Here is an 18,312-nt window from a genome sequence, read left to right as displayed (position 1 = left end):
CTCACAGCTCACAGCTCACGCTGATTATGTAATCAAGCGTATTTTTTGTCAAGCCCTAAAACAGACTTTTTCACATTTTTGTGAGAAGGTCTTTTCTGTTGTGTATGAAAGTGAGGGACTTGTATGAATCAGGCATTCGAAACAGCGATTCAACAAGCCCTACGAGAGGTGGTAGAAAGCTTTGATGAACAGTATGTAGCTGAGGGACTATTAAAAAAAGATGCTATTATAGTAGATTTAGATAATTATAAACCTGAGTTGGTTGAAAAGATTTTGACAAATGCAATTCTAAATGAAGCATTTACCGAGGATATTGCTGGTGCGACAATTTTGAAAATCAATGATATCATTCAAATGCTTGAAGTTGATGAATATTGGTCAAACTCTTACACACGTTACACCAACAAAATCGGATTAGCGGTAAATAATCGCTATTTATATGAAACAACAGATGTTGTCCTAAATTTCCCCTACAAAGATAGTATCTTAAAAGCTGGTATGACTAAAGATGATGTATCGAGGGAAGATGCTGAAGAATCCTTTTTAAATGAAATAGTTGCTCGAGAGGAGATTGATGTCCTCCTTGATGAAAAGATTTTTAAAAATGCTAAGAAATATGACAAAAACGGCTCTTCTCCTGTATCAGAAATCAAGGATACGGATAACCTGATTATCAAGGGAAATAATCTATTAGCACTCCACAGTTTGAAAAAACGATTTGCTGGGAAGGTGAAATTGATTTATATCGATCCACCGTATTATTTTGAGGGGACAAAAGACGCCGATACCTTTTCTTATAATTCGAATTTTAAGTTATCCACTTGGTTAACGTTTATGAAGAATAGACTAGAAGTTGCAAGAGACTTATTGGACGACGGTGGAGTGTTGCTTGTTTCTATGGCAGAAGATGGTCAAGCCTATTTAAAAGTGTTGATGGATGATGTTTTTGCGAAGAATGATTTTGTTGAAACTTTTATTTGGCGGAATACTGATAACGCTGACTCACTTGGGAAAAAAAGTCGTAGCGGTGTAGAATATATCCATGCTTATGAAAAGAAGAAAGACCCAAGTGTTCGTTGGATTGGTAAGGATGCAGAAAATGGAGACGCACCATTATTAAATTCAAGTAATTCTATTGGAACACTTAACTTCAAAGCAGGAGTTATTCGATTTAATATTCCAGATGGACATTATTTTGCTGGGCAAAAATCGTCAGTAGTTCTTGAGGACGATTTAATAATTGAAAATGGTAAAAATAAAAATGCCATTCGGTTGACTGGTAAGTTTAAATGGGGACAAGACTATCTTGATAACGAAGTTTCAAAAGGGGGAGACTTTGTTATTAAATCAGATAAGTTTTCTATTCGTTATCAAAAAGCAGAAGCAGGCAATGTTGCCCCAGAAAAATTTATTGATGAACGCTATCTATCAAAAATTTTTGGAGTGGGCACAAATGAGGATGCTAAAACTCATTTGAAAGAATTAGGTTTTGACTTTTCATACTCTAAACCAGAAAGTTTATTAGCATTTTTTATTAGAGCGGTAACTTCTGAAAACGATATTGTCCTTGACTTCTTTATGGGTTCGGGAACTACTGCAGCAGTTGCTCACAAGATGAATCGTCAGTACATCGGTATTGAACAAATGGATTATATTGAAACCGTAGCGGTAGAGAGATTAAAGAAAGTTATTGATGGAGAACAAGGTGGCATTTCTCAAGATGTTGCTTGGTCTGGCGGTGGTTCATTCATTTATGCTGAATTAATGGACAAAAATGCAACCTTTATTGATGCTGTTCTTAACTCTAAACATTCTGATGAATTAAAGGCTATCTTTGACGACATGAAAGCCACACTTGATTTTGATTTCAGAGTGGATTTACAAGAAGTTGACCAATCTATCTGGGATGAAGATTTTGAAATGCAGAAAAAAATTCTTGTGAAGATTATTGACAAAAACCAGCTCTATCACAACTACTCTGAAATTGATGATGAAACCATTAAATCGCAATTATCCCAATCAGATTATGATTTCAATAAGAGTTTTTATGGAGAGAAATGATGGTTAGAAAAGCAAAGAAAAAAGAACTGATCTTTGAACTCTTCGATGAATTGAAACAGCTGGATATGGATATTTTGAACGAACAGCATGGTTGGGAATTACCACAGTATATTGTAGAAAATCTCAAGCATGAACCACGTTCTTATCAGAGTGAAGCTATTCGCTATTTTCATTACACTCAAGCATCAGATACTTTCAAGTTTCGAAAACCAAGACAGCTGATGTTCAATATGGCAACTGGTTCGGGAAAGACTGATTTGATGGCTGGTTTAATCCTCTATCTTTATAAAGAAAAAGGGTATCAAAATTTTCTGTTTACAGTGAATACAAATGGTGTTCTGAATAAGACTATTGATAACCTAACGAGTGCTCAATCTACTAAGTTTCTTTTCAATTCTAACTTAGAAATTGATGGGGAACATATCTTTATCAACCAGATTTCAGGAAGATTTCCAGATTTTCCTAATAAAAATGTAATTAATATTAAGTTTGTTTCAATTCAAACATTGACAAATGACCTCTTCACACAGGCAGAAAATATCATGTCATTAAAAGATTACCAGAAGACAAAAATGGTTATTCTGGTGGATGAAGCCCATCACTATTCTGCTTCTACGAAAAAGAAAAATAAAGCAGAATTGGAAAAAATCTCATGGGAAAAAAGCCTACTTTCTCTTCTTCACGCACATGCTGATAATCTCTTGCTAGAATTTACCGCAACACTTGATTTTGACGATGAGACCATTTATCAAAAATATCGAGATAAGATTATTTACCGTTATACCTTGGATTCATACATCAAAGAACGATATTCAAAAAATGTAAGACGCATTCAGACGGGTAATTCCAACGAAGATAACATGCTTAGCACCGTTCTTCTGAGTGAATATCGTCGCAAATTTGCTCTAGAAAAATTTGGGATTGAGATAAAACCAGTCATTCTTTTCAAATCACATAAAATTGATGCTTCCTATGAAGCAAATAAGCTATTCAATGAGATGATTGATAGTCTGACTGTGGAAAGTTTAAGATCGTTCCTTATTTCGCAACTGAGAAGTGTATCAGAAGAGCAAAGCCATACTCTACAGCTAGCTTATCAGTATTATCTCGAAAAGGATGATCTTTCAACTGTTGTTCGAGAAATTAAGCGTGGTTTTTCACCAGCTAGAATTCTAAATGCAAATGATTCAGACAGTGGCTCAAAAGGGTTGCTAGAAACAGGACAGTATCAAGCCCTCAATTCGCTTGAATCGCCCAATAATCTGTACCGTGTAGTCTTTGCCGTAGCAAAATTAACAGAAGGTTGGGATGTCCTCAATCTTTACGATATCGTTCGTATTAGCAACTTGGGAAAAATGAATGATAAAAGAGATGCTAAATCAACCAATTCCGAGGCTCAGTTGATCGGACGTGGGGCGCGATACAATCCTTTCTCCTTAAATCAAAAGATTTCTTACCAAAGACGATTTGATGAATCAGATGAAACAGCAAGTCTTTTGTTGGAAACACTACACTACCATACCCTTAATGAGCCACAATACATTAAGAATTTGATGGCATCACTTGATAAGATGAATCTTGCGACTGGGACTGATGAAAAAAATCCTCCAATTGAAATCAAACTGAAACCCTCTTTCAAGAAAACCCAAATCTTTAAAACAGGTAAGCTTTACTATAATGAAACTGAGGAAATTCCTGACAGTCACTATGTAAATTTACGTGCATATGGTATTGAAATTTCTAAGCTAGCCAATGTAACCTATTTTAAATCCACCTATGAAACAGCTTACCTTTCAGCTGAAGCAATAGAGTTAAAAACGTCCCAATTGAGGGGAGTTGATATTCGTTATTTTAAAAAATCAATTAGCCGCTCTAACTTTTTCCGATTTGAAAATCTGAAAAGATATCTTCCAAATCTCAAGTCTATGGAAGATTTTTGGGGAGAAAATTGGCTAGATTTGCAAAATCTTACACTCTCTGTCACAACAGAAAAAGAAACCATTGTAGAAGATTTTTCCGCTATGGAAAAGCTGAAAATTGTTGATAACTTTTTTAACCTACTGGCTGCCCAAATAAAGGCAGGTTATCGCCAAGCAAGAGGTACGAACCGCTTTATCGGATATCCAATTACAGAATATCTCGTTGATTATCGCAAACGAATACCTAATTATGATACAGCTAAACAGAGTGGCTCCTTCATCGAACAAAAAGTAGCTAATATTAGTTTTGAAAAATTTGACTTTTTTGCTTACCAATCTGCTATAATCAATAGAAATGAAGAAAATCTAGTTAATGCTATCGCCAATCATATTGATGAACTAAGAGAACAATACGGTGATGTTTTCCTCATTCGAATGGACGAAAACATGCTAAAAGGGACAGATAAAGTTGAACGATTGAAATTGCACCAATTTGAAGAGAATCCACGGGAAATCAATTTTTCAGGATTTCAACCAGACTTTATCTTACTCCTTCAAAATAAGGATTACTATCTTCAAATCTTCATTGAACCCAAAGGTGAACAATTGGCAGAAAAAGATAGATGGAAGGAGGAACTTCTTTCATATATCAACGACCATCAAGAAGATTTGATTTTTGAAGATGAAATTGATGGAGTTATCATCAAAGGACTTAAATTCTATAATCAAGAAAATAGTAAACAAACGCTCAATCAATTAGCACAGATAGCTCTTGAAAAACCACATTTTGGTGGAAATATTAGGCTGGACTTATTCTAAATATCAAAAAGACGATTTCCGCTTGGATAATCGCCTTTTTTGCTATTTTATCTTGTAGTTGGTATAAGCTGGTATATATTCCCTAGAAAGTATGCTCTATCCCTTGTACCAAAACTGTAGTCCCCATTAATCGGTGTGTAGCTGTCATAGTCTTTCATCTGAATGGAAGTTCTATCTGCGCTATCAAAAATCGTTCTCTCTGTTCTGATTCCCTCTGAGTTTGGGACTGATCCAGACTAGCATAGCAATAATACTTGATTTCTTTTCAGGATAAATAACTTAGTCATTAATACAGTGGCTCCTTACTCAAGGATGTCAAGACAGAGTAAAAAAGCCTAGATCAACTAGACTTTCTTAGCTTATTCTACTGTTACTGACTTAGCAAGGTTGCGTGGTTTGTCCACATCAAGGCCACGGTGAAGTGTTGCAAAGTAAGCGACCAATTGCGTTGGTACCACCATTGAGATTGGTGAGAGGTAAGGGTGTACGGTCGTAAGGACGATATCGTCTGTCTCTTTAGCAACATTTTCTTCTGCGATTGTAAGCACTTTGGCACCACGTGCTGCGACCTCTTGGATATTTCCACGAGTATGGTTGGCAAGGACTGGATCTGATAAGAGGGCCAAAACAGGCGTTCCTTCTTCAATCAAAGCAATGGTTCCATGCTTGAGTTCTCCTGCCGCAAAGCCTTCACACTGGATATAAGAAATCTCTTTGAGTTTGAGACTTGCTTCCATAGCTACGTAGTAATCCTGACCACGTCCGATGTAAAAGGCATTGCGAGTTGTTTCAAGAAGCTCACGAACCTTACTATCAATTAATTCTTTTTCTGAAAGAGTTGATTCGATAGACTGAGCTACGATTGACAACTCATGAACCAGGTCAAAAGCTTTGGCTTTTTCATTCCCATTTGCTTCTCCGACAGCTTTTGCCAAGAAGGCAAGAGCTGCGATTTGTGCGGTATAGGCCTTGGTTGAAGCCACGGCAATTTCAGGACCCGCGTGAAGAAGCATAGTATGGTTGGCTTCACGAGAAAGAGTTGAACCTGGCACGTTTGTCACTGTCAAGCTTGGAATGCCCATTTCATTGGCCTTGACCAAAACCTGACGACTATCCGCTGTTTCACCAGACTGGCTGATAAAGATGAAGAGTGGTTTCTTGCTAAGAAGTGGCATACCATAGCCCCATTCAGAAGAGATTCCAAGTTCAACTGGTGTATCTGTCAATTCTTCCAACATCTTCTTAGAAGCAAATCCTGCGTGGTAAGATGTTCCAGCTGCAAGGATGTAGATGCGGTCTGCGTCCTGAACAGCCTTGATGATAGCTGGATCAACGACTACTTGACCAGCCTCATCTGTGTAGGCTTGGATCAACTTACGCATCACCGTTGGTTGCTCATCGATTTCCTTGAGCATATAGTAAGGATAAGTCCCCTTACCGATATCAGACAAGTCAAGTTCCGCAGTGTAGCTAGCGCGCTCACGACGATTGCCATCATAGTCTTGCACTTCAACGCTATTAGCCTTGACGATTACCAACTCTTGGTCATGGATTTCCATGTATTGGTTGGTTTCACGAATCATAGCCATGGCATCTGAGCAGACCATGTTATAGCCATCTCCAAGACCAATCAAAAGTGGTGATTTATTCTTAGCCACGTAGATAACATCTGGATTTTCAGAGTCAATCAAGGCAAAGGCATAAGAACCACGGATGATGTGAAGAGCTTTTTTGAAGGCTTCAAGAACTGAAAGACCATCTTCTTCTGCAAATTTTCCAATCAAGTGCACTGCGATTTCCGTATCTGTTTGCCCCTTGAAGTGGTGACCTGCAAGGTATTCTTCCTTGATTTCAAGGTAGTTTTCAATCACCCCATTGTGCACCAAGACAAAACGTCCTGTCTCAGAGCGGTGTGGGTGAGCATTGTCTTCCGTTGGTTTTCCGTGAGTCGCCCAACGCGTATGTCCGATACCAGTTGTACCCTCAACACCAGCTGTCTTTGCAGATAATTCTGCGATACGACCGACAGCCTTGACTAAATGATTTTCAGCACCACCTAGGACAAAAATCCCCGCAGAATCATAACCACGGTATTCGAGCTTTTCAAGCCCTTGAATCAAAATATCAGTTGCATTTGTGTTTCCAACAACACCAACAATTCCACACATAGTATATACGACACAGACCAGCTGTGCTTTCTCCTTAAATTGGTATAGTCTGATTTCCCTTTTACAGAATCAGCAAAAACAGTATATACTTGTTTTTCTCACTTGTCAAGGATAAAAATTGGTATAGTTTTTCTATCTGGTATTTTATCAAGATTTCACTTGATACCTGACAAGTCAGCATCAATTACTTATAATAAAAAGAGGAGGTATTTGCCATGTGGTTTTTCTTCGCACTTTTATCAGCTGTCTTTGCAGCCTTAACGTCAATTTTAGCCAAGATTGGGATTGAGGGAGTTCCATCCAATCTAGCAACTGCTATTCGTACGGTCGTCGTCATTCTTATGGCCTGGGCCATGGTTTTCTTGACCAATAGTCAGACCGAAATTGTCAACATCAGTAGAAAAAGTTGGCTCTTTCTCATCTTATCTGGTTTAGCCACTGGCGCTTCTTGGCTCTGCTACTACAAGGCCCTACAGATGGGCAATGCGACTGAGGTATCTGCTGTCGATAAATTCAGTCTCGTCATTACCCTCGTTCTAGCCTTTTTCTTCCTACAGGATATCCTGACGTTTAAAACAATTATTGGCTGTATCCTGATTACGATTGGGACCTTGGTGATGATATTGTAATAAAAAGTGAGATGAACACCATCTCACTCTTTTTATTCTTAAAATCCATTACGATCGCTGAGTTCTTTGAACCAGTGGCCTGATTTCTTCAGGCGACGTTCCTGTGTTTCCAAGTCAAGCTCCACTAGACCGTAGCGGTTTTTATAACTGTTGAGCCATGACCAACAGTCGATAAAGGTCCAAATCAAGTAGCCCTTACAATTGGCTCCGTCTTCAATCGCACGATGGAGTTCACGAAGATGCCCTTTGACAAAGTCGATACGATAGTCGTCTTGAATCATGCCGTTCTCACGGAACTTGTCTTCACCTTCAACACCCATCCCGTTTTCGGTCAACATCCACTCAATATTGCCATAATTTTCCTTGATATTTTGGGCGATATCATAAATCCCCTGCTCGTAGATTTCCCAACCGCGGTGAGGATTGATCTTACGGCCCGGCATGACGTAAGGTTCGTAGAAATGCTCTGGCAAGAGGGGACTGTCTGGATGTTTAGCAAAACGCGGCGCCATAACGCGCAAAGGTTGGTAGTAGTTGACTCCTAGGAAATCAACTGTATTCTCACGAATGAGTTCTAACTCTTCAACAGTGTACTCTGGCAGCAAATCATGCTCAGACAAGATTTCTACCAACTCCTGTGGATAAGCCCCCAAGACAGACGGATCTAGGAAAGATTGGGCTTGGAAGAGGTCGGCAATGCGAGCAGCCTTGACATCTGCAGGATGCTGACTACGTGGGTAGGCTGGTGTCAAGTTAAGGACAATCCCAATCTTAGAGCCAGGCAAAATCTCATGACAGACCTTAACCGCAAGACTACTAGCCAGTTGCGTATGATAAGCAACCTTAACCGCTGCTTTGGCATCTACCTTATGAGGATAGTGGGCATCATAGAAATAGCCAAACTCTACGGGGACAATGGGCTCGTTAAAGGTAATCCATTGGTCCACCAAGTCACCGTAAGTCTCAAAACAAAAACGAGCATAGTCTTCATAAGCCTTGATAGTGGTCTTATTTTCCCAACCATCCCCATCTTCTTGGAGGACAAAAGGCAGGTCAAAGTGATAGAGATTGACTAAGAGACGAATCCCCTTGGCCTTAATAGCTTCAAAAACCTGACGGTAGAAAACCACCCCTTGCGGATTGACCTCTCCACGGCCCTGTGGGAAAATACGAGACCACTGGATAGAAGTTCGGAAGGCTGTATGCCCAGTCTCTACCAAAAGCTCAATATCCTTTTCCCAGTTTTCATAGAAAGTTGATGTTTTGTCAGGTCCAATCCCATTGTAGTAGCGATTTGGCTCTACTTTGAACCAATAATCCCAGAGATTGTCTCCCTTTCCGTCACCAGGTACACGACCTTCTGTCTGTGGTCCAGAAGTAGAGGAACCCCAGACAAAATCCTTTGGAAATTTTAGCATAGCTATACCTCTTCGTTTACTCATTTTCCCCATTATATAGAAAAAACAAGGTAAAAACTAGTTACATTTTTGCCTTGTTTTTCTTCTGATTAAAGTTTTTATTTCTTGCTTAGGATTTCAAGGGTTTCGAGCAAGTTGTCTGCGTGAACTTCGATTGTGTCACCAGTTGCCTTGATCTTAACTTCCACGATACCATCAGCTGCTTTCTTCCCAACAGTGATACGGATTGGCAGACCAATCAAGTCGCTATCGCTGAATTTAACACCGACACGTTCGTTACGGTCGTCTGTCAAGACTTCGTAACCAGCATCCATCAAGTTAGCTTCAAGTTTTTCTGTCAAGGCTTGTGCTTCTTCGTCTTTGACATTGACAGTGATCAGGTGCACATCAAATGGTGCCAATTCTTTAGGGAAGTTAACTCCCCAAGCATAACGGTATTCGCCTTTTGGCGTTTTATTGACAAAGAGGCGAGCGTGTTGTTCCATAACTGCTGAGAGAAGACGGCTAACACCGATACCGTAACATCCCATGATGATTGGCACAGCACGACCATTTTCATCCAAAACATCTGCACCCATGCTTGCTGAGTAGCGAGTTCCGAGTTTGAAAATATGACCGATCTCAATACCACGGGCAAAGTTGAGAACACCTTGTCCGTCTGGGGAAATTTCACCCTCACGAACTTCGCGAATATCCACGTATTCTGCAGTGAAATCACGACCTGGGTTCACACCCGTCAAGTGGTAGCCATCTTCGTTAGCCCCCACAACAGCATTGCGAACATCTTGCACCCTACGGTCTGCAATGATTTTGACATTTTCTGGCAAACCAACTGGACCAAGCGAACCAAAGCCAGCTGAGATAACATTTGCTACTTCTTCCTCGCTCGCAACATCAAAGAAATCTGCACCCAAGTGGTTTTTCAACTTGACTTCATTGAGTTGGTCATTTCCAACTAGAAGGGCTGCAACAAGCTCACCATCTGCCATGTAGAAGAGGGTTTTAATCGTTTGTTCTTCTGGGACATTTAGGAAGGCTGCGACTTCATCGATGGATTTAACACCTGGAGTTTCCACTCGAGTCACTTCTTCTTCCGAAACGACACGGTTACTTGGTTTGTACTCGTTTGTTGCCATTTCTAAGTTAGCTGCATAGCTAGACTCAGTTGAGTAGGCGATGGTGTCTTCACCAGAAACCATCCATTTGAGCAATTCTGCCTTGATTTCTTCTTGCACTTCTGCAGGAATCTCATCAAATGAGGCAACAGATTTGTCCAAGACAACCCAGCGGTCAAGGTCTGTACGGGCTGGTGTGATGGCCATAAATTCTTGGCTATCCTTACCACCCATGGCGCCACCATCACCGATGATAGCCTTGAAGTCCAAGCCACTACGAGTGAAAATTCGTTCATAGGCCGCTTTGTACTCGTCATAAGTCACATCCAAACTATCGTAATTAGCATGGAAACTATAGCCGTCCTTCATGATAAATTCACGCGTACGGAGAAGTCCGTTACGTGGACGTTTTTCATCACGGTATTTCGGTTGGATTTGGTAAAGGTTGAGTGGCAATTGCTTGTAAGACTTGACAGAATCACGAACAATAGCTGTAAAAGTTTCTTCGTGTGTCGGACCTAGGATAAAGTCTGACTTTTCACGATTTTTCAGTTTATAAAGGTCTTCACCATAGGTTTCATAACGGCCTGATTCACGCCAAAGATCAGCACTGAGAAGGGCAGGAGCCAACATCTCCACCGCACCAATCTTATCAAACTCTTGGCGCATAATGTTTTTAGCCTTTTCAATCACACGGTTAGCGAGTGGTAGGTAAGAATAAACACCGGCAGAAACTTGACGAACATAACCAGCACGCAACATAAGGGCGTGGCTGATAACTTGAGCATCGCTTGGCATTTCGCGAAGCGTAGGGATTAGCATTTTACTTTGTTTCATAATATTCCTCGATTATCTAAAAGAAGAGTCGCATAATGTCATTCCAGGTCACAGCTAGCATCAAGACAACCATGATAACTACACCAGCCATGGTGACATAGGTTTCAATTTCTTGTTTAAGGGGTTTCCGGCGGATAGCCTCTAGGATATTGAGCACAATCTTTCCACCATCCAAAGCCGGAATCGGAATCAAGTTAAAAATTCCGATATTGATGGAAATCATAGCTAGGAAATAGAGGACATTCTCAATTCCATTTTTAGCAGCATCGCTACTTGCCTTAAAAATGGCAACGGGACCGCCGAGTTTGTTCAAATCTGGATGGAAAATCAAGTTTTTCAGAGCCGACAGGATACGGAGCCCTGAGTCAGCAGCAGTTGTAAATCCACCAACAAACATGGATAGAAGGTCTGATTTGACTCCCGGTTGAACCCCAAGAATATAGCGTCCTTGATTTTCTTCTGGAGTCACAGTGACTTGTTTTTCGCTACCATTTTCAGAAATGGTCACATCCAAGGTCGGGGCTGTCTTGTCCTTGGTATCTGCTTCCACAGCCTGGGTCAAGTCTTGCCAATTCTTAACCTCATGCGAGCCGACCTTGGTAATTTGAGCGGTCTCAGCTACGCCTACCTTAGCCAAAGCTCCCTCTGGCATGACATGAAAGAGATTGGTCTGAGTGTCTCTAACACCGCCCTGCAGAAAGAACAGGATCCAAAAAACAACAACACCTAGGATAAAGTTATTCATGGGACCTGCAAAGTTGGTGATGAGCTTGCCCCAGATGGAAGCATTTTGGTACTGTACATCCAGAGGAGCGATACGCACTTCGGTTCCATCTGCCTCAACAACTGTTGCATCGTGATCCACTACAAAGGTCTTTTCTTCTTCCAGGACCAAACCCTTGATAAAGAGCTTATCTTCAAAATCAAACTGGGTTACCTGCATAGGAAGAGCCGTTTGATCCAGTTTCTTCCCTGATAGATTGATCCGTTTAACCTTACCATCCTCTGCAAGTGTTAAACTGACTGGAGTTCCTGTCTTGATCTCTGTCGCATCATCACCCCAGCCTGCCATACGAACATAGCCTCCTAGAGGAAGGATCCGAATGGTATAAGCAGTGCCATCCTTACCGATATGGGAAAAAATCTTGGGCCCCATACCAATAGCAAACTCACGGACTAGAATGCCTGATTTCTTGGCAAAATAAAAATGTCCAAACTCATGCACCACCACTATAATCCCAAAAACGAGGATAAAGGTTAGCAATCCAATCATTCAATCTTCCTTTCTTTAAAACAGGCCAAATAAGTGCATCATTGGAAACACAACCAACATGCTGTCAAAGCGATCCAACACACCGCCATGTCCAGGGATAAATTTTCCAGAATCCTTGACACCAAAATGGCGTTTCATGGCACTCTCAATCAAGTCACCAAACTGGCCTGCCACACTGAAGAAGGCGGCAAAAAGGCTCATCCTATAACTTCCATAGGGAAGAGCAACTGTACTGTCCACTAGCATGAAGAGTACTGTTATCAGTACCGCACCTAGAATACCACCGATAAAGCCCTCAATGCTCTTATTAGGAGAAACTCTCGGGGCTAACTTATGCTTGCCAAAATTCACCCCCGTCAGATAAGCTGCACTATCTGTCGCCCAAACGATAAAGAGAGCCAGGAGAACCTTATCAAATCCAGCTATACGAGCATCTAGTAAGGCATTGAAGCCAAAACCAACATAGAAACTCACAGCAATCGGAAAGGCAGCATCTTCAATCGTATAGTTTTTACTGAAAACGGTTGTCCCTAACATTATTGTAATCAAAACACTGTAGGCAACTACATTGCCATCAACCGGCAAAAAAGTTAGGTAATTTTCTAAGGGGATTGTAAGGGCAAAGGTTGCAAGGAGGGTCAAGGTGCCCTCAATGGTCATAGTCTTTAGTCCCTTCATGTGCAGGAGTTCATGAACAGCCAGCATAGATATCAATCCAATTCCTATCTGCAACAAGAGCCCGCCAACAAACAAGACGGGAAGGAAGATAACCAGAGCCAGTCCAGCAAATAGTGTTCTCTCTTGTAAATCCTTGGTCATATTTTCTCCTAAACTCCTCCAAATCGGCGATGACGACGATTATAGGCAAGAATTGCTTCCTGTAGAGCTTCCTCGTCAAAATCAGGCCACAAGGTATCCGTAAAATAGAGCTCACTATACGCCCCCTGCCATGGAAGGAAATTGCTCAAGCGTAATTCTCCACTGGTACGAATAATCAAATCTGGATCTCGCACATCCTTAGGCAAATGTTGGGTGAAGAGATAGTTGCCAATCAATTCCTCTGTGATATCACCCGGATTGATTTTCGCGTCTAAAACATCCTGAGAAATCAGCTTAACAGCCTGTGTGATCTCAGCACGTCCACCATAGTTAAGAGCAAAATTAAGAATCAAACCCGTATTGTTCTTGGTCAATTCCTCTGCTTTTGTCAAAGCTTCAAAAGTCGGCTTAGGCAGACGGTCCGTCTCCCCAATCATTTGAATTTTAACATTATTTGCATGCAATTCAGGAACATAGTTATCATAAAACTCGACTGGCAAGTTCATGATAAACTTGACTTCCTGATCTGGACGAGTCCAATTTTCCGTAGAAAAAGCATAGACCGTAATAACCTTAACGCCCAGTTTGTTGGCTGCCTTGGTCACCTTTTGAAGGGATTCCATCCCTGCCTTGTGTCCGAAAACCCGTGGTTGCATGCGTCTCTTAGCCCAGCGGCCATTCCCATCCATGATGATGCCAATATGATTAGGAACCTGTCTTGGAACCTCTACTTCTGCAGCTTTATCTTTCTTAAAAAATCCAAACATGATCTTATTCCTATTCAAAAATCTATCGTTTTATTATACCATACTTCCCTATTTTCTTCTATTGCTAAGTTACTATCATTACTTGTAAGTAAAAAAAATAAGCCGCCTGATTGGGCGACTTTATTTTATAGGGAGATTATTATGAAAAAGTTTTAGGAGTTTAAGTTAAGTTTCTCTTAACTTATGGACTTAGTATACCGCCCCTAACTTAAATTTTTCTTAAGTTTTTTGAGAAAGTCAGATTTTCCCATTTTTCTTGCCAATTTTTCTTGGACAAGCGTTCTTGATAGAGCTTCATTCGGTCCTCATTCTCTAAGAAATGAGGAGTTGGGGAAACCTGAAAATTCAAAATATCCTCTAAACCATAAGGCGCAAAGAGCTCTAAAGTTGCGTCGGCATGCAAGCGGAGTCCTATAGCCGTACAACGTTCTGGATACTTACTCATAGCATCACGAGAACTGGTATAGGGCGCAGTGTGAGGACTGTGCAGATGCATATAGACCTGATTTTTCAACTCCCACTGGTACTGAGGAAAATCCTCTCTCAGCTTGTTCTCTAGGGATACTGTTTCCTCATAAGAAACATCTGGATCAAAGAAAATCACATCCACATCTGTTTCACGGTCAAAAGGCGATTTGTCTGACAAGAGATTCCAGATGAAATTCCTGACAGAACCTGCCGCCAACCAAGAGTCTTTCAGACCAAGGTCACGAATGATGGTCAGAATAGTCATCATATCCGGATTTTCTCTGAAAGCATCTAGAATATCTTGCTCATTTTTCACTGTATTCATACCCCAAATGTTCATAAGCCTTGGCTGTCGCGACCCGTCCAGAACGAGTTCGCATGATGAAACCTTTCTGGATGAGGTAAGGTTCGTACATATCTTCGACCGTCTCACGCTCCTCGGCAATATTAACCGAAAGGGTTCCCAGCCCAACTGGACCACCACCGTACATCTCAATCATGGTATGAAGGATTTTTTGATCCACATAGTCCAATCCTTCATGGTCAACATCTAGCATGGTTAATGCCTTATCGGTAATGACATCATCAATTAAGCCATTCCCCATTATCTGTGCAAAGTCGCGCACGCGCTTAAGGAGACGATTGGCGATACGAGGAGTTCCTCGACTACGTAGAGCCAACTCTGAAGCCGCCTCATGAGTGATTTCCATCTCAAAAATATCTGCCGTTCGTTCGACAATTTCTGTCAAGTCAGCATGGGCATAGTATTCCATATGACCTGTAATCCCAAAACGTGCCCGTAGAGGATTTGAAAGCATCCCCGCCCTTGTCGTCGCACCAATCAAGGTAAAAGGTGGCAAGTCCAAATGAACACTGCGACTGCCTTCTCCAGCCCCAATCATAATGTCAATGTAGAAGTCCTCCATGGCACTGTAAAGCACCTCTTCCACCGACATGGGCAGGCGATGAATCTCGTCAATAAAGAGAACGTCTCCAGGCTCCAAATCATTCAAAATAGCTACCAAGTCACCCGCTTTTTCAATGACAGGACCAGACGTTTGCTTGAGATTGACTCCCAGTTCGTTGGCAATAACAAAGGCCATGGTCGTTTTCCCCAAACCTGGAGGCCCAAATAAGAGTACATGATCCAGTGCTTCATCCCGCATTTTGGCAGCTTCGATAAAGATTTGTAGCTGATCCTTGACCTTATCCTGCCCAATATATTCACGTAAATACTGAGGACGGAGCGTACGTTCTACTAACTCCTCATCCCCCATGATTTCATTATCTAAAATTCTACTCATGGCTCTATTATATCAAAAATCCAAGCCACAAACAAAAAAGCCACCTGATTGGGTGGCCTCTTTAGGGAGATTATTATGAAAAAGAAAAGTTTAGGATTTCATTAAATAAAGGGTACTCAATGAAAATCGAAATCAGACTAGGCAGATAGACGCAAGCATAACTATAGTTAGCTAAGTCGACTCTAACGAAGGTTGATGAGATTTTCGAAGAGTATTAGGAGGTCTTTATTTAATGATTATATAATACACAAGGAGACTTAAAATTCCCTTAATTTTTAAAATCAATCACTAACAATTTTCTTTAACGGCTGTTTGACCTGCAATACGTCCAAAAGTAAAAATATCCGTAAGCGAATTTCCTCCTAGACGGTTACCTGCATGGAGTCCACCTGCGACTTCTCCGGCAGCATACAAACCAGGGATAATCTGACCGTTTTCATTTAAAACATGTGTTGAAGTATCAATCTTTAGTCCACCCATTGTATGATGAACAGCAGGTTTTCTTGGTGTTGCGTAGAATGGTGCAACCTCACACTTGAGATCGAAACTACCTTTATTAAATTCAGGGTCAAAACCTGCATCTACATAGGAATTGTAATTCTTAATCGTTTCCACTAGAACTTGTGGATCCATACCAATCTGAACCGCCAACTCTTCTATCGTATCTGCACGATAGAGAGTTCCTGCCTTGACTTGGGCATCGATTTTTTCTTGGCTAGTGTTGTAGGCAGTTTCCTTGATGCGGTCATCCGCAATCAAGTAGAACAAGCCACCATTATCAATCGCTGCTTGAGACAGCTTGTCTCTGCTACCGTACTCATCTACAAATCGTTTCCCTTCAGTATTTACCATGATGAAGTTAGCTGGAGGAACTTGAAGTCCTGAGAAGAGAGCTCCTGTCACTGGATCGGATACTGGCATCATTTGACTAAAGCCCATACCCACCAAATCTGCACCTACACTTTGACCTAAAAGAATACCATCCCCTGTTACAGCTGGTGTATTAGATGTGGCAATATCATCTGCAATTTCAGTCCAGTAGGTATTGTATTTTTGTAGCATCTTGGTATTGGCACCAAATCCTCCAGAAGCTAGAACAACAGCATCTGAATTGGCAATGATGGTTTGACCGTTTCGGCCTTCTGCTCTGACACCCTTGACAGCCCCGTCTTTTACAAGCAATTCTTTAACTGGAGAGTCAGTCAAGATCTTACCTCCATTTTCTAGAACATATTTTTGTAGGACGGATATAAAGGCATACCCCATTGGTTGAACCGGCTTATGGCCACGACGCCAAAGGGCTCCAACTGGCATTGTCACTTCACTACGAACAAATTCAACGCCGATGTCTTCCAACCAACGAACAGACTCTAGGGCCCGTTCAGTTAATACAGAAACCAAATCATATTGGCCATGAATTTCATTTCCTTGTAAATCTTTTCGTTTCCCACCGATATAGGTTTGGATACGATAGAGCAAGGTAGAGTCAAACAAATAGCTCGGGTCCTGCAAATACTGCTCAACCTCAACTTTCAAGGCTCTAAAGTCCTCTAGATATTCTGGATCAATCGTTGATTCATCTGTCGCAATCAATTCTTGAAGCGTATGTGCCTCACCTGGATGAGCTGCGAAGGTTCCTTGCCATGCTGGATCTGGTGCATTCATTGGACCACCTGCACGAACAGTATTTCCTCCAATTGCAGGAAATTTCTCAACAACAATTGGCTTCTTACCAGCTTGTAAGACTGCAGCCGCTGCAGCTAATCCAGCTCCTCCGCCTCCGACGATGACAACGTCTGCCTGATAGGTTTTATCTTCTTTATCTAGGGCAGATGGCGCTTTTGAACGCTTGCGTAAAACATCTGGATTTGCACCCGCTTGTTTGACTGCACGCGCAACTCCATCTAAAACACCATTTGAAGTCACAGAAGCTCCTGATACCGCATCAACATTTAATGTTTGCCCCTCAATGATTTCTGCTGGAATACGGGTAAAGACGACATCTGCGATTCCTGAAGATTCTCCAGAAGAATCGATTTCAATTTTTTCAATACGATCCTCAGAAACCGTTACATCCATTGGTAATTTACCATTATGGCCTTCAGTTGTAACATGGTAAGTCCCCGGTTCAAATCGAACTTCTTCAGGAAGATTTAGCTGGTTTGCAATAGATACAAAGCGAAGGAAGCGATAAAAACAACTATCTAGGAAATCTACAGTTCGCTCATCAATCAAATCTCCATTATCATCAAATGCTCGATGAGCTCGACCAAGTAAAAACTCACTACCTGGCATAACTGTTGCATTTACCCCAGGAGCATCCAAAATCTGACGAAGATGAAGTTGGGCACGTGAAGAACCTTGAATATCGTAGGAAGCTCCGACAATCATTGTCGGCTTTCCATCTAGTGGATGAATGTTAAAAGACAACCACTCGAGCAAGCTATTCAAACTTGATGGAATCGTATGATTGTGCTCAGGTGTCGAAATAATGACACCATCAGCTTCTGAAATAGCCTGGTTGAACTTCTGAATAATAGGTGTATCTGTTTGATCATCTGTTTCATTAAACATCGGTACATCTGTTATTTCTAAAATCTCAATATTCGCTTTCTGAGCAAAATGTCTTTTCATAAATTGCAACAAACTACGGTTATAAGATTGTTTGGCATTGGTACCAACAATAGCTACTAATTTCATGGATTGTTCTCCTTT

Annotated in this window: 12 protein-coding genes; 3 read left to right on the top strand and 9 right to left on the bottom strand. The window is 41.2% G+C overall.

Annotated elements, in window-relative coordinates:
- Window positions 1–123 precede the first annotated feature (123 nt).
- Both HMPREF1125_RS11905 and HMPREF1125_RS11900 read left to right on the top strand, forming a co-directional pair.
- Window positions 124–2,061: a site-specific DNA-methyltransferase gene (locus HMPREF1125_RS11905; protein WP_001070519.1), complete on the top strand. Its 1,938-nt coding sequence runs from the start codon at window positions 124–126 to the stop codon at window positions 2,059–2,061.
- A complete protein-coding gene (locus HMPREF1125_RS11900) occupies window positions 2,061–4,799 on the top strand; it encodes a DEAD/DEAH box helicase family protein (protein WP_000251767.1) in 2,739 nt (912 codons plus the stop codon). The genes HMPREF1125_RS11905 and HMPREF1125_RS11900 overlap by 1 nt, the downstream gene beginning before the upstream one ends.
- A gap of 359 nt (window positions 4,800–5,158) precedes the next feature.
- On the opposite strand, the gene glmS is transcribed toward HMPREF1125_RS11900, so the two are convergent.
- Window positions 5,159–6,967 (bottom strand): glutamine--fructose-6-phosphate transaminase (isomerizing), encoded by a 1,809-nt coding sequence (glmS, locus tag HMPREF1125_RS11895; protein WP_000334292.1) that lies wholly within the window; start codon window positions 6,965–6,967, stop codon window positions 5,159–5,161.
- Window positions 6,968–7,182: 215 nt separating this feature from the next.
- Between glmS and HMPREF1125_RS11890 the strand changes: the two genes are divergently transcribed.
- On the top strand, window positions 7,183–7,596 hold the full coding sequence (locus tag HMPREF1125_RS11890; RefSeq protein WP_000264214.1) for an EamA family transporter: 414 nt from the start codon (window positions 7,183–7,185) through the stop codon (window positions 7,594–7,596).
- A gap of 38 nt (window positions 7,597–7,634) precedes the next feature.
- On the opposite strand, the gene HMPREF1125_RS11885 is transcribed toward HMPREF1125_RS11890, so the two are convergent.
- The 8 genes from HMPREF1125_RS11885 to HMPREF1125_RS11850 form a co-directional block, all read right to left on the bottom strand.
- Window positions 7,635–9,014, bottom strand: coding sequence for a glycoside hydrolase family 1 protein (locus HMPREF1125_RS11885; protein ID WP_000911349.1), 1,380 nt, complete (start codon window positions 9,012–9,014; stop codon window positions 7,635–7,637).
- A 98-nt stretch (window positions 9,015–9,112) separates the two neighbouring features.
- A complete protein-coding gene (locus HMPREF1125_RS11880) occupies window positions 9,113–10,966 on the bottom strand; it encodes a proline--tRNA ligase (RefSeq protein ID WP_000814030.1) in 1,854 nt (617 codons plus the stop codon).
- Window positions 10,967–10,982: 16 nt separating this feature from the next.
- On the bottom strand, window positions 10,983–12,239 hold the full coding sequence (gene rseP, locus HMPREF1125_RS11875) for an RIP metalloprotease RseP (RefSeq protein ID WP_000579748.1): 1,257 nt from the start codon (window positions 12,237–12,239) through the stop codon (window positions 10,983–10,985).
- A 15-nt stretch (window positions 12,240–12,254) separates the two neighbouring features.
- Window positions 12,255–13,058, bottom strand: coding sequence for a phosphatidate cytidylyltransferase (locus HMPREF1125_RS11870; RefSeq protein WP_000159110.1), 804 nt, complete (start codon window positions 13,056–13,058; stop codon window positions 12,255–12,257).
- 8 nt (window positions 13,059–13,066) lie between these two features.
- Window positions 13,067–13,825 carry an isoprenyl transferase gene (locus HMPREF1125_RS11865; RefSeq protein ID WP_000466698.1) on the bottom strand — a complete coding sequence of 253 codons (759 nt, stop codon included), beginning with the start codon at window positions 13,823–13,825 and terminating at the stop codon, window positions 13,067–13,069.
- A 208-nt stretch (window positions 13,826–14,033) separates the two neighbouring features.
- The gene (locus tag HMPREF1125_RS11860) at window positions 14,034–14,618 is read right to left on the bottom strand and encodes a nucleotidyltransferase family protein (RefSeq protein WP_001098873.1); all 585 of its coding nucleotides are present in this window, start codon (window positions 14,616–14,618) and stop codon (window positions 14,034–14,036) included.
- Window positions 14,599–15,597, bottom strand: coding sequence for a Holliday junction branch migration DNA helicase RuvB (ruvB, locus tag HMPREF1125_RS11855; RefSeq protein WP_025172371.1), 999 nt, complete (start codon window positions 15,595–15,597; stop codon window positions 14,599–14,601). Before ruvB ends, HMPREF1125_RS11860 begins: the two co-directional genes overlap by 20 nt.
- Before the next feature lie 288 nt (window positions 15,598–15,885).
- The gene (locus tag HMPREF1125_RS11850) at window positions 15,886–18,297 is read right to left on the bottom strand and encodes a flavocytochrome c (protein WP_000779596.1); all 2,412 of its coding nucleotides are present in this window, start codon (window positions 18,295–18,297) and stop codon (window positions 15,886–15,888) included.
- Window positions 18,298–18,312 lie beyond the last annotated feature (15 nt).

The sequence above is a fragment of the Streptococcus oralis SK304 genome (genome assembly GCF_000287715.1).
GTDB lineage: Bacteria > Bacillota > Bacilli > Lactobacillales > Streptococcaceae > Streptococcus > Streptococcus oralis_Y.
The sequence above is the reverse complement of the archived record's forward strand: the minus strand, read 5'-3'. Positions and strand labels throughout refer to the sequence as shown.

What these genes read in the sequence shown, in the direction of transcription:
- HMPREF1125_RS11905 (WP_001070519.1), top strand. Translation starts at nt 124, where the DNA reads ATGAATCAGGCATTCGAAACAGCGATTCAACAAGCCCTACGAGAGGTG.
- HMPREF1125_RS11900 (WP_000251767.1), top strand. Translation starts at nt 2,061, where the DNA reads ATGGTTAGAAAAGCAAAGAAAAAAGAACTGATCTTTGAACTCTTCGAT.
- glmS (WP_000334292.1), bottom strand. Translation starts at nt 6,967, where the DNA reads ATGTGTGGAATTGTTGGTGTTGTTGGAAACACAAATGCAACTGATATT.
- HMPREF1125_RS11890 (WP_000264214.1), top strand. Translation starts at nt 7,183, where the DNA reads ATGTGGTTTTTCTTCGCACTTTTATCAGCTGTCTTTGCAGCCTTAACG.
- HMPREF1125_RS11885 (WP_000911349.1), bottom strand. Translation starts at nt 9,014, where the DNA reads ATGCTAAAATTTCCAAAGGATTTTGTCTGGGGTTCCTCTACTTCTGGA.
- HMPREF1125_RS11880 (WP_000814030.1), bottom strand. Translation starts at nt 10,966, where the DNA reads ATGAAACAAAGTAAAATGCTAATCCCTACGCTTCGCGAAATGCCAAGC.
- rseP (WP_000579748.1), bottom strand. Translation starts at nt 12,239, where the DNA reads ATGATTGGATTGCTAACCTTTATCCTCGTTTTTGGGATTATAGTGGTG.
- HMPREF1125_RS11870 (WP_000159110.1), bottom strand. Translation starts at nt 13,058, where the DNA reads ATGACCAAGGATTTACAAGAGAGAACACTATTTGCTGGACTGGCTCTG.
- HMPREF1125_RS11865 (WP_000466698.1), bottom strand. Translation starts at nt 13,825, where the DNA reads ATGTTTGGATTTTTTAAGAAAGATAAAGCTGCAGAAGTAGAGGTTCCA.
- HMPREF1125_RS11860 (WP_001098873.1), bottom strand. Translation starts at nt 14,618, where the DNA reads ATGAATACAGTGAAAAATGAGCAAGATATTCTAGATGCTTTCAGAGAA.
- ruvB (WP_025172371.1), bottom strand. Translation starts at nt 15,597, where the DNA reads ATGAGTAGAATTTTAGATAATGAAATCATGGGGGATGAGGAGTTAGTA.
- HMPREF1125_RS11850 (WP_000779596.1), bottom strand. Translation starts at nt 18,297, where the DNA reads ATGAAATTAGTAGCTATTGTTGGTACCAATGCCAAACAATCTTATAAC.